We start from the raw sequence: 11,758 nt of genomic DNA, 5'->3' as shown, positions 1-11,758 counted from the left end.
ACTAACTCTGCTCCTTCCGAATAAATTGAGACAAGTGTTCCCATTGTGGATGAAGCTGTAATAGTATTAATGTTATTAAATATTTACGGTGGCGATCTAATGTTTTTTTCTTGGTCCCTAACTTTTTTGAAATCAAAGTGATTGGTAGCTTCTTTTTTCGCTGTAATAGAGATAGACATTCCTTATCACAGGAACAAAACGCTGCAATCTGAAACAATGCCAACCTAGAATCTTCATGTTTTGGAGAATAATCTTCAAGTTCTTCAAATGTAATATTGTAATTCCGTAATATCTGATCGAACTCTAGAATTTCCTCAACTAATTCGGTCGTCTGTACTTCTCTCTCATACGATTCAAGGGCTTTGGTTTGTTCTTGAATCGTCGAATTCGATTCCTCATTATCCTTCGTAGAATCAAGTGAAAAATGTTGTTCTCGTTGTTCCTTTCGATAATAATCAATTAAATCACGTTGAATAAGGAGATAGACATAATTCAGGAAAGTCCGCCCACTATTTTCTTTGAAGGTATCGATAGCTCGGTTAAAAGCTAGTAGAGATATACTCGCCTCTTCATCACTCCAAGAGATATACCTTTTTGAAATATGTCCAGCAACGTTAATCATATAAGGTTTATAGTGGTTAATTAATCGTTCGCGAGCGAAATTATTCCCTTGCCTTGCTTGTATAAATTTAGTCTCTAAATCATTCTCTTCCATTTATATGACACCTACTTCAATTACGATGATAGTCTAATTACAAGATATCATCTTCAACCTCTCTAGAACATAATTAAAAGCAGTTTCCCCTCGTCTATTTTTCTTTAACTTATTTCCCTGCTTTTTCATTGTTTTGTTTACTATTTTCATTACGTACTTCATTAGCACGTTCTAACCCAGTTGCTTTTGGTTCCTTCACTTTTTTTGCTTTTTCGGGTTGTTCTTGATTTAGATGTTTCTCAGTTGCATTAATATCTAAATCTGGTTGATCCTTTTTGCCTTGTTTCTCGTCTTTTTTTGCTTCTTTTTCTACTTGCTTTGCTCTGGTTCTTTGTTCTTTTCTTTCTTGAGCTAGTGGATGTTTTAACTTAGCTTTTTCCTGATTTGCTAATGCTTTCTCTACACCAGTTCGAGCGGTTTCAGGAAGGTTTTCTCGTGTTAAAAGCAACTGTAGGTTCACACCACGCATTGATGTCTTTTCAATAATATCTTCTTCTATCTTCTCAAGCTGAAGCTCTTCTTCCTCAGTCTGAGAATCTTCAGTTTTGCTAGTGACTTCTGTATATAATTTTTCTGCGGATTCTATATCTTCATTGTACTTATTTAAATAAATAACAGCCTCCTCATAGTGTTCCTCACTCAATAAAGTAGCCAGTCTATCATTAGAGCGTGAAACAAAGGAGAGTAATAATTGCAATCTTTCTTTTTCGTCTTCTGCTAACTCTAAGGTTACATCTTGAAAGAGATTAACATAGCTAATTAAATCTGTGTCACCGACGGTAGAAACGTCTACAGGTTGTTCTATTACGGTAACAGTTTCTTGGGCATAAACAGGTAAAGAGGCAATAATAAACGCTGTGCTTAATACTCCTATAAGTATTTTTTTCATTATTTTCACTCCTTAATGAATTAGCTCAATATTATGTCTAAATAAATCTTTTCCTTCTTTTTGTTGTTCATATTCTATCACTGGTGTTAAAAATGTAACAATTAGGGTATCGTCAGCATTTGTATGCTCGATGTAAATATCAGATCGGAAGTTTTTTAATTCATTCATTTGAAACGAAATGTGATATTCTGACTCCTCAATCAGCTGTATGAATTCATCCGTTAAACCTAACTCATTTTTAATTTGATGAAGTGACTTCTTGCCAGGAAGTATGGAAACAATCGCCTTTGCACTCTCCTGTTTAAATGTCGCATTGAACGGTTCAGATGAGACTTCTGTATCTAGTAACCAATCCTCTGATTCATAGACTTTTAATCCGGCTTCTTCATTTTTGTAGATAACCGATTTATCTACTTCCTCTGCTTTGGAAAATTGACATCCTGTCATAAATAAAAGCGCTATGATTAGACATGTTTTTTTCACTTCGGCACCTCTTTTCTCTGTATATAGATACTCTTCTATATGAAAAAGCTGCTTTCATATTCTATACGATGTACGTTGTTGTTTTTAGGGGGTCGTTTTAAAAAAGTTTATATTTTTTTTATCCAAAATTCAGCAAGAACATTTCCATAATACTCTAAGTTATTAAGATGATTTGCTGTTTTCTTGATTTGCTCCTCTAAAATTGAAGCGTCGTCTATCTCTTTTAAAAACCTGCTTAAAAAGTGTACGAATACATCTAAGCGTCTAAGCTTAAATAAAATGTGAATACATTCAACTTCTTCCTTAGTTAACTTTAGAATAGAAGAAAATCCTAAGATAAAAGATTGAGCAAGTTTTAAGAAGGTGTTTGAACTTGCAGTTAGTAGAAGTTCTGCTAAACAGACAGCAGGTTCCATCACCCGTAAATCAAATGTAACAAATTCAAAATCAAGGATAGCGTCGACTGAATCCCCCGTCTTGGAAAGGATATTAGATTCGTTAATATCACCGTGTATTATTTGATGAGGCAACGTTTTCAAAAAGGGCACAGATTGTCGAAACAGAATCAATTCCTGAATTAATCGTTGTAATTCATTTTCCAAATGCTTAAATGGTTTGGGAGGATTTTCGCACCATTCTAAAACCATATCTATAGGACAGTTTGGATACGAATTTTCAATTTCATAATATGGACGATACAAAGGTTCTCGCGAAATAGTGATTGATTCAAGTGTTTTTAATAAAGTTGCAACAGTTTGACCATAAGAATATACGATCTTTTCTTTACTCAGTGAGGGATTTTCTCCTTCTATGTAGTGAAACATGCTGATGAGTTTACCCGTTTCCTTCTCTATTACGACGGTTTCCCCTGTTAGAGAAGGTATGGGCAATGGAATTTGATAAGGTGATTTCTGCTCATGAAGTTTAAGTAAAACTTCATGCTCCACCTGAACTTTTCGTAAGTCTTGATGTGTTTCATAAATCCTTAGAATATAGTTTTGACCGCTTCTTTCAACGTAACGCGTTGTGTTGTTATACCCGCTTTTACCTTTCTTTATTACAGTTTGATGTGTATTTGTAAAATAATTTTCTACAAGATTCTTTATGTATTTATCATTCATTGTTAAACTCCTTTGTATGAGGCGTTTTCTAATAGCTAAGACTATTATAAACACATTCCCAAAGCAGGTGAAACAATGTTTTTTGGAAGTCATGTTAGTATTCGTTCTGGTTATCTTCATGCAGCAGAGACAGCTTATAAACTAGGCGCTACGGCGTTTCAGTATTTTCCAAAGAATCCGCGTAGTTTAAAGATAAAAAAATGGCAAGAAGTCGATGCTCAAAATTGTGCTAGCTTTTGTCAGAAACATCAAATTAAAAGTGTTGCACATTCTCCTTACCCATCAAAATTAATTCCAGAATCAAAAGAAATGGAGACCTATGTAATGGAATCTCTTTATAATGATCTGCAAATCGCAGAATCTTGTGGTTCTATTGGGGTTGTAGTTCATTTTGGAACCACAAAAAAAAACGATATTTTGGAAGGGTATCGAAAAATGATTGAAATGCTTGATTGTATATTGGAGAAATGGGATGGAGAGGCAAAGCTATTAATTGAAAATAACGCAGGGACTGGTACGGATATGGGGATAACGATAGAAGAAATGATTCAAATTCGCTCACTCGTTGATAAGAAAGAAAAAATCGGTTTTTGTTTAGACACATGTCATGCATTTGCTAGCGGTCTTTGGGATGGGGATAATTGGAAAACCCTTAAAGATAAGAACTTAAGTTATTTCCATCATCTTGATGTTATTCATTTTAATAACTCCAAGTATCCTTATCGATCAAGGAAAGACCGCCATGCAAACCTGATGAGTGGACATTTAAACGAAACGCAAATGCAGCAAATTCTCAATGACAGTGATTTGGAACAAATTCCATTTATCTTAGAAACTCCAAAGGACAACTCTATGTCACATCAAGATGAAATTACCTTACTTAAAGAGTGGCGTACCCATTACCGAACATAGGAAAATTCCATATCTACTGTTGCTGTTACGTTTAAAGACCCGGGTTGAATGGGTGTTTCGGTTGATGCGCCTAGAACATAGGAATCAAATGGGCGAGATTGTGTTCCTTCCCTTTCCACAATCGATTTCGGTGTTTCAATTAATGAAACATCAAGTGAGTCAGCAATGGTTTGAGCTTTGCTAGTTCCGTTCATTACCGCAAGAGCGAGTGCTTGGTTTTGTGGTTCTTCTTGGTCAGTTACAGTAAACTGAATTGAAGGGACAGAATTCGCTCCCTGTTCGACAGCAGCGTCAATAAGGGTACCAGTTAAATTTATGTCGTTAATCGTTATACTGAGTAAATGGGTAACCCGGTAATTACGAAATAGTTGTTTCCCATCAACATAGTCATATTGCGAATCAATTCGGTAGGTTGAAGTCTGTACATCCTCAGGCAACACCCCAATGGCCGTTAGTGTGGAAATAATATTGCGAAGAGATGCTGCATTCATCCTTTGTGCTTCACTAACGCTTTTGTCTTCAGTTATCACTCCAAGGATAACGATGGCACGATTAGGTGTCACAGAAATAGTTCCCTTCCCGATAACTTTAATTGTATTTTCCCCAAATTCTTGTCTAGTTTTTTGGGGTAAAAGTGGTGAAAATCGTATCTTATCTTCTAGCATATGAGTTACCACCCTTCATGTTATAGTACATAAATATGAGCGATAACTTTAACACATACATTATTTTTTAATCGATGTTGGTTCCAATCTACTTTTTAATATCTTGCTAAAAGCTAGTGGAATAATTACCAATAATACAAAAAGACCTAAAGCCACGGTAATTGTAAAGCGGTCAGGTCGTACAAAACTTGCGCCGACAAAATTATAAGCAATCGTTCCTGGAATAATTCCTAAAAAAGTAGCAAAAAAATACGATTTAAATCTTACTTTTGAAACGCCTGCAACATAACTTATTAAATCAAAATTAATAATTGGTAATAAGCGCACGCCTAATATGTAGAAAAAACCTCGCGTTTCTAACTGTTTACTTATCGACTTGGCAAGTCCTGATGGTTGTTTTTTCAAGAATACAGGACCTAGTCTTCTTGAGATAAAAAAAGAAAAGACCGCACCACTAGTAGCACCTAGTAAAGCATAGATAATTCCAAAAGGTAGTCCAAACGCTAGCCCCCCGACAATGGTGAAAATCGATGCAGGAAACAAAATAAGTGGTCGAAATGTATATAACAGAATATAAAAGATTGGAGCGAACCAACCGTAAGACAGAATCCATATTCGAAATTCTTCAGGTCCTATATCTAAAAACATTAGATTCATCCAGATAATCAAGAGCATAACAGAAAGAATGACTGCTCCTCGGATAACTATTTTTTTTAGCAAGTCGTTTCTCTCCTTTCTTTGTGCTTTTCTATATTTTAAACTCATTATACCCAAAAATAAAAGGAAACCTCCTTTTTTTCGAGCAATCCTGTTATGATAAATAGAGATTACTTCATATTATTCATTGATAGATAAGAAAGGATTAGGTTGTATGGAAAGCTCGTTACATGAACATCTTAAAATTCAAGCACTTTACTGGCTAAAAGCAAAAATGACGGATTTATGTGCTAACGAAGTCAAATTATTTGTTCGTCGAAAACAAGTTAAGGCTGACGCGATGGGTATAAATATAAAAAGAAATGAAGCGAGAATTATTGAAGTGAAAGTTTCACGTTCCGACTTTTTAAGAGACGAAGTTCTTCAAGCTCCTTATGGTTACCATGCTATAGCACACTACGCTTACATCATGACTCCTGTTGGGTTACTCTCATCTGAGGAAATTCCACCTGGGTATGGCTTGTTAGAAATAGACGATTATGACAACATTACTGTGAAGCGTAACCCAAAGAAAAATGAAACCCCTATTCTCACGTTTGACACATTGATTAAACGAACGGGTCGAGCGGCAACAAATGCAGTGTTGTTTCAGGAATTATCAAAAGAAACGAAAGACCCGACTAAAGGAACGTATTCCAAAGGCGCCAAAGTGCATCTTATCAGTGCAACATGTCCTCAATGCAAAAAACGAAAAAAATACTTAGTCCGCGTAAATGAAGAGAACACTTTATGTAAAGTAAGAGCGTGTAAGCATGTAATTCCTCTTAATAAAGCAAGGGTTCACACGATTACATCTTATAACAAAACCTTTTACAATCAACTCTCTTCGCTAATTAAGGACCCAGAAATGTAGCATTCCAGCCGGTATTAAAATAAACATGACGTACATACTAAAGAATGCTTCAGACTTTCCAATCCAAACTATGAGGTGACTCCGCATGAGCTTTAAAGATCAATTAGATCCACATTCTCAACAGTTTCACCACAACTGGACAAGACCTAAGCGTTCAAAGTCCCAAGTTAACGGACACACGGAAATGTCTCAAAAAACGATCATTCTTCGTAGTAACGCAAAGGCTCATAGGTGGTAGGATAACCTGAGCACACAAAAAAAGGAAGAAGACCCAGTCTTCTTCCTTTTTTTCTAAATTAAAAATGATAAAGCAATAATAAAAATTGAGGCATCATAAAGCAATTCCAGTAGGCTTTTCCTTGAATGTATCAAATGATTAAACACAGCAAATCCCGATCTAATTAAAATAATGACAATAGCAATTTGAATCAATAAGGATGGAATCAAGTAAATCGCCCCCCTCTTTTTGCGTTCTCTTTATACTATGTTACATAAATAGTTTTACATCTATATAGAGAAAACACTCCCAAAACAGTGCAAAAGACCTGATTCATGTAAAGAATTGAGTGAAAAAGATAAGGGCAAATTTGCAATAAAAAAACCATCTTTATTATTCAAAGTTAGCGAAATCGCTCTTCATTATGAGGATTAGCCGTCATTGAATAGCCTCGTTCCTCCCAATATCCTGGCTCATCCTCTGTCATAAGTTCAATACCTGTTGCCCATTTAGTGCCCTTCCATAAGTAGAAAGAAGCCGGCGGAATAAAACGAAGGGGATATCCGTGCTTTGCTGTGATATCCTGCCACTCATGATGTGCATCCTTGTAGCGAGTAACGAATAATGAATCGTCGCCGTTTAACTCGTGAAGTGGTAAATTTGCAGAGTACCCAAAGGGATCATCATTTAAATAACCATATATTTTTACATACTTAACATTCTCACCAACCGTAACTAATGATAGTAGGTCACGTAATAAAATTCCTTCAAACGTAGTACCAAATTTAGACCAGGTTGTTACACAATGCATATCAATTGTAGTTCTTGCCTTCGGTAAATTCATCATTTCTTTGTAAGAAAGAATGACTTCAGTTTCCACTTCACTAAAAATTTTGAACTGCCATGCATTTTCTTTAAATTGATAGATTTCACCTTCATGTAAAATTGGCCACTTTTCTGTTTCAAATTGACCAGGAGGTAATTTATGAGTCATGTTAATCATCCCTTCCGTTCACTATCCTATCAAAAAGAGGATACCTTATGATTGATAGTAAAATCAAGGTATCCTCTTTCTAACTTATTAAATTTTAAGCTTGTTCATATTTTGCTTTTAAATAGGCAATACTCTCATCAATGAATGGCTCCGTTTGGTCTTCCATCAAAAAATGAATATGAGGTTTTCTTTTTTTGACAAGATCCATTACAAAATCATAATTTAATAATCCCTTACCAATTGGAACGACTTTAATATCATTATCTTCAACGATAAAGTCCTTCACATGAACAATCACGATTTTATCACCGAACCATTCAAACGCTTTAGTGAAAATTTCTTCTTGTTGCTGATAATTGTCCACCTTCATTAAATTTACAGGGTCAAAAATGACTTGTAGGTTATTTGAAGGAATACGATCTAAAACAGTTTTCATTGTTTCAATCGAGTGTACAGGGTGTGTCAAGGCTGCTTCAAGTCCAACCATTACACCGAACTTCTCCGCTTCTTCGACCATTTCCTTTACACTTTCAATCACAGTTTCTAACACTTCTTCTTTTCGGTTTTCAAGAGTAAACGGAACAGAGGGATCAACTGTACCTGTTTCGGTACCAATGATACTGCACCCGAAATCTCTGGCGAAGCGAATATATTCTTTAAACCGTTCGATATCGTGTCTTCTTGCCATTACGTCAGGATGAACCGTATTAATATAGCAACCGAGAACCGCAATTTGCAGATTTTCTTTTTGAAAAGTACGGCCAATATGACCAGCGAGCCCAGGCGTAACCGTTCCTAAATCAGTCCCGATATAGTCAAAAGACTTTGGCAAGGCTAATTGAACCGCATTAAGTTTTTTACTTGCAATTTCTTGAACTAACTCTTCTAGTGTGTTTTTGTTAATATCATGCGCTCTTACACCTAAATTCATATGATCTCCTCCGACATCTTAAATGTAGTAGTGTAAAAATTCAGCTAAGCTAAGTACCGCTAATGATTGACCGTATGGCATTGTTGTAATTTTAATTTCCTTATAGAAATCCAACGTATCACCCATGCCAGTTCCTACTGATACTTTTTGTAACACGCCTTCTTCGTTAATTTCTTTAACCATTCCTTGAATTGCTTTATAAGCCACTTCTTTGTAATCTTGACTAATATAACGTTTATGAACTGATTTTAGAATTCCATAAGCAAATCCTGCTGTAGCGGAACCTTCAAGATACGAAGTTTTATCATTAATAAGTGTATGCCATAAGCCACTTTCATCTTGGTATTTAGCTAAGGACTCTACCTGGCGATTCAGTGTATCAATAAGAAATTCTCTGAAGAAATCACCCTTCTTTAAATCTAAAATTTCGATAATTTCAGGAATTGCAATCGTAATCCAACAATTTCCTCTCGCCCAAAGAGCTTCGGCGTAATTATGATTTTCTTCAAATGTCCAACCATGGAACCAAAGACCTGTTTTTCGGTCGCTTAAATATTTAATATGTATTAAGAATTGCTTCTTCGCTTCCTCAATATACTCAGGCTTATTAAAAAGCATCCCAATTTTCGCCAAAGGTAAGACGGTCATCATTAAGGTATCGTCCCAGAGTTGGTTTTTATTTTCAGGACCGTACGTCATATGTTGTAAGCCATCTTCCTTTGTACGTGGCATATCATACATAACCCATTCAGCCCAATCTTCTAAATAAGGAACAAACGTTTGATCCTTTGTATCCTCATATAAATAGGCCAATGTTAAAAACGGTGCCATCGTATTAACATTTTTCGGTGGTACTCCTTCTTCAAGTCTTTCTTTAAACCAATCTGTTACAATCGTTAATGCTTTTGGGTCATTTGTCAGTCTCCAATATTTGTAAATACCATAAAGGCCAACACCTTGTGGCCAATTCCAAACATTCCAGCTCTTATCATCGACAACCAAACCATCAAAATTCAATAAAAATTCACCGGTATTATCTTTGATCTGTGATAGATTATCCATAAGTAAATGAATGTAGTTGATTACCTCTTTGCGTTCAATAAAAGATTCATGTTGCGTCATTACTATCGCCTCCACTTTAATTAAGTATAATGACAACGTTGTCACACTTATCATAAGTTTAATTTAGAACAGATTGAAGGTCAATGTTAATATCCAAATATCAATATAAAACAAAGATATTTGTTCATAAACAAAAACTTCGTATTCTGTTTATGTTGATTTTTATCAAAATTAAAGCCCACATATTTGAGTGGGCTTTAATTTTCTTAAATTGAAAAACCAGCATTTAGAGGGCGTGCAATAATAGGAGGACCACCTAGTGCTAAAGAAGCTTCATTGGCCCAGTATGGATGTCGAAGCATCCCACGACCAACCGAAACTAAATCAGCCTTTTCATCATTCACTACTTGTTCACTCAAATGAGGATCCTCCATTCGACCAACTGTAAGGACAGGAATATTTAATGATTTTTTAATCGCATGAGCGAATTCAACTTGGTAGCCAGGACCTGCGACGCTTGGACCCGTATCACTCTCCCCGCCGGTTGAGATATCAAACATATCAACCCCTGCTTCCATATAGCGTTTAGCTAGCTCTATTGAATAATTAAGATCATAGCCATTCTCAGCATATTCCACAGCAGAAATTCTCATCGTGAGCGGCATGGTATTGGGTAAAACGCGTTTTGCAGCTTTGATAATCTCAACACCAAATAAGCTACGATCTTTCCCGTATTTATCGGTTCGCTGATTCGTTAGAGGTGAGTGGAATTGATGAATCAGATAGCCATGTGCTCCGTGTAACTCTATCGTGTCTACACCAGCTTTAACAGCTCGCGAACAAGCTTCTTCAAATTTAAAAACAAGTTGTTCTACCTCAGCAGTGGTAAGCTCTTTAGGCTGCTTGTATTTCTTTGAAAACGCCATCGATGTGGACGACACTGGGATAGATGCATCTTCTGCTTTGCGGCCTGCATGAGCGATTTGAATCGCTACCTTTGCACCGTAGCTTTGACATGCGTTGATAAGACGTTTAAACGGTTCGATATGCTCATCAGACCAGATGCCTAAATCATAATCACTAATTCTTCCATCGGGTTCTACATCGGTCATTTCGATGATGATTAGCCCTGTTCCACCAATTGCTCGACTAGTATAGTGACTAAAATGCCAATCATTTGGTTTTCCATCTTTTGCTGTGACTGAATATTGACACATTGGTGACATAACTATCCGATTTTTTAGTTGAAGTCCTTTTAATTGAAATGGGTCTAAAATTGAAGGCATTCCTATCTTCCTTTCGTTTGAAACTCTTTAGTGATTCACAAATTATATATGAAGAGTTTCTATAAACCAAATGATTTGCTTGTTAGAGAACCGATGAAAAACGCTAGTAGCAATACATAAAAATGGATAACTCAAATGGCAATTAGACCTTGAGTTATCCATAAGTCCCACTATTATTTTCGCTTTTTTGCATGTCTTTTTTCACGGTCGTTATAGTCTGGGTACAGTTGATTCTCGTCATCTGTTTTTATAGATTTCGGGTTTTTCTCTACGTTTTTTTTCATTGGTTGTCCTCCTTCTTTGTTGTTAACTGTTTTCTTCCAACGTATCAACGGGTAAATCCAAAATATCTTCATCTTTCGTCATTGTTTTGACTGAGACTGTGTTTGATTTTTCATCTGTGTTTAATAGCCATACAGATTGACCCATATAGGTCACGTCAATTTCTGCTGAAGAGGAAATAATCTGCTTTGCTCTATTAATGTCCATCATAACTGCTCCCTTCATATCGAATTCAGTATATTATTCGTCTCGATACAACCGTTTATGCAATAGAAAAGTCGCTACGATGTCTACCTGTTTTGTAAGTAAGTCTCTAGAGCTTGTTTCACTCGTTCTGCTTCTTCTGTTTGGATAATATAGTGATCTCCTACTACATTATCCGATACTTGCTGAATGCCTTGCTTCTTTAAAAAACTCAGAATGTCTTCTGGCTCTTCACTTTCGGTTATTAGCACCTTTTTTCCTACATATTCGTTATTCACATATACGTCGAAGGCTTCATGGGAATTTTTTATTTCTTCAGAGTCATGAAACAGCGCAAAAAGTGCAAACCCGTAAGTACCGCCTGTGTTATAAAACATCAAATCACCTCAAATTTGTTTCCCTTAGTTTATACATTTTTCTTCTGGTT

At 35.9% G+C, this 11,758-nt stretch carries 16 protein-coding genes; 3 read left to right on the top strand and 13 right to left on the bottom strand.

Annotated elements, in window-relative coordinates; translation table 11 throughout:
• Position 1: 1 nt before the first annotated feature.
• The 4 genes from sigI to CEF19_RS21665 form a co-directional block, all read right to left on the bottom strand.
• Positions 2 to 715: an RNA polymerase sigma-I factor gene (gene sigI / locus CEF19_RS21680; RefSeq protein ID WP_100407974.1), complete on the bottom strand. Its 714-nt coding sequence runs from the start codon at positions 713 to 715 to the stop codon at positions 2 to 4.
• 109 nt (positions 716 to 824) lie between these two features.
• Entirely contained in the window at positions 825 to 1,604 is a 780-nt protein-coding gene (locus CEF19_RS21675; RefSeq protein ID WP_100407973.1) for a hypothetical protein, read from the bottom strand.
• A gap of 12 nt (positions 1,605 to 1,616) precedes the next feature.
• Positions 1,617 to 2,087 (bottom strand): hypothetical protein, encoded by a 471-nt coding sequence (locus CEF19_RS21670; protein ID WP_100407972.1) that lies wholly within the window; start codon positions 2,085 to 2,087, stop codon positions 1,617 to 1,619.
• Positions 2,088 to 2,194: 107 nt separating this feature from the next.
• Complete coding sequence (locus CEF19_RS21665; RefSeq protein WP_157801054.1) at positions 2,195 to 3,208, bottom strand: phosphotransferase; 1,014 nt, start codon at positions 3,206 to 3,208, stop codon at positions 2,195 to 2,197.
• Between the two features lie 75 nt (positions 3,209 to 3,283).
• On the opposite strand from CEF19_RS21665, the gene CEF19_RS21660 reads away from it, so the two are divergent.
• Positions 3,284 to 4,120 carry a deoxyribonuclease IV gene (locus tag CEF19_RS21660; protein WP_100407970.1) on the top strand — a complete coding sequence of 279 codons (837 nt, stop codon included), beginning with the start codon at positions 3,284 to 3,286 and terminating at the stop codon, positions 4,118 to 4,120.
• Here the strand turns inward: CEF19_RS21660 and CEF19_RS21655 are convergent.
• The gene (locus CEF19_RS21655) at positions 4,108 to 4,785 is read right to left on the bottom strand and encodes an SIMPL domain-containing protein (RefSeq protein ID WP_100407969.1); all 678 of its coding nucleotides are present in this window, start codon (positions 4,783 to 4,785) and stop codon (positions 4,108 to 4,110) included. The genes CEF19_RS21660 and CEF19_RS21655 overlap by 13 nt on opposite strands.
• Before the next feature lie 60 nt (positions 4,786 to 4,845).
• Positions 4,846 to 5,505 carry a TVP38/TMEM64 family protein gene (locus CEF19_RS21650; RefSeq protein WP_227522056.1) on the bottom strand — a complete coding sequence of 220 codons (660 nt, stop codon included), beginning with the start codon at positions 5,503 to 5,505 and terminating at the stop codon, positions 4,846 to 4,848.
• A gap of 151 nt (positions 5,506 to 5,656) precedes the next feature.
• On the opposite strand from CEF19_RS21650, the gene CEF19_RS21645 reads away from it, so the two are divergent.
• Positions 5,657 to 6,355: a hypothetical protein gene (locus tag CEF19_RS21645; RefSeq protein WP_100407968.1), complete on the top strand. Its 699-nt coding sequence runs from the start codon at positions 5,657 to 5,659 to the stop codon at positions 6,353 to 6,355.
• Between the two features lie 85 nt (positions 6,356 to 6,440).
• Positions 6,441 to 6,593 carry a YpzG family protein gene (locus CEF19_RS21640; protein WP_100407967.1) on the top strand — a complete coding sequence of 51 codons (153 nt, stop codon included), beginning with the start codon at positions 6,441 to 6,443 and terminating at the stop codon, positions 6,591 to 6,593.
• Between the two features lie 53 nt (positions 6,594 to 6,646).
• On the opposite strand, the gene CEF19_RS23385 is transcribed toward CEF19_RS21640, so the two are convergent.
• The 7 genes from CEF19_RS23385 to CEF19_RS21610 form a co-directional block, all read right to left on the bottom strand.
• Positions 6,647 to 6,802 carry a hypothetical protein gene (locus CEF19_RS23385; protein ID WP_157801053.1) on the bottom strand — a complete coding sequence of 52 codons (156 nt, stop codon included), beginning with the start codon at positions 6,800 to 6,802 and terminating at the stop codon, positions 6,647 to 6,649.
• Between the two features lie 173 nt (positions 6,803 to 6,975).
• The gene (locus tag CEF19_RS21635; protein ID WP_100407966.1) at positions 6,976 to 7,566 is read right to left on the bottom strand and encodes a molybdopterin-dependent oxidoreductase; all 591 of its coding nucleotides are present in this window, start codon (positions 7,564 to 7,566) and stop codon (positions 6,976 to 6,978) included.
• Between the two features lie 94 nt (positions 7,567 to 7,660).
• A complete protein-coding gene (locus tag CEF19_RS21630; protein WP_100407965.1) occupies positions 7,661 to 8,497 on the bottom strand; it encodes a sugar phosphate isomerase/epimerase family protein in 837 nt (278 codons plus the stop codon).
• Positions 8,498 to 8,515: 18 nt separating this feature from the next.
• Entirely contained in the window at positions 8,516 to 9,619 is a 1,104-nt protein-coding gene (bglB, locus tag CEF19_RS21625; RefSeq protein WP_100407964.1) for a beta-galactosidase BglB, read from the bottom strand.
• 206 nt (positions 9,620 to 9,825) lie between these two features.
• The gene (locus tag CEF19_RS21620; RefSeq protein ID WP_100407963.1) at positions 9,826 to 10,845 is read right to left on the bottom strand and encodes an NADH:flavin oxidoreductase/NADH oxidase; all 1,020 of its coding nucleotides are present in this window, start codon (positions 10,843 to 10,845) and stop codon (positions 9,826 to 9,828) included.
• Positions 10,846 to 11,151: 306 nt separating this feature from the next.
• Positions 11,152 to 11,337, bottom strand: a complete 186-nt coding sequence (locus tag CEF19_RS21615) for an H-type small acid-soluble spore protein (RefSeq protein WP_406565374.1) — start codon at positions 11,335 to 11,337, stop codon at positions 11,152 to 11,154.
• An 80-nt stretch (positions 11,338 to 11,417) separates the two neighbouring features.
• Positions 11,418 to 11,708: a hypothetical protein gene (locus CEF19_RS21610; RefSeq protein ID WP_100407961.1), complete on the bottom strand. Its 291-nt coding sequence runs from the start codon at positions 11,706 to 11,708 to the stop codon at positions 11,418 to 11,420.
• Positions 11,709 to 11,758: the final 50 nt, after the last annotated feature.

It is taken from the genome of Bacillus solitudinis (assembly GCF_002797395.1).
Taxonomy (GTDB): Bacteria; Bacillota; Bacilli; order Bacillales; family Bacillaceae_D; genus Halalkalibacter_A; species Halalkalibacter_A solitudinis.
The sequence above is the reverse complement of the archived record's forward strand: the minus strand, read 5'-3'. Positions and strand labels throughout refer to the sequence as shown.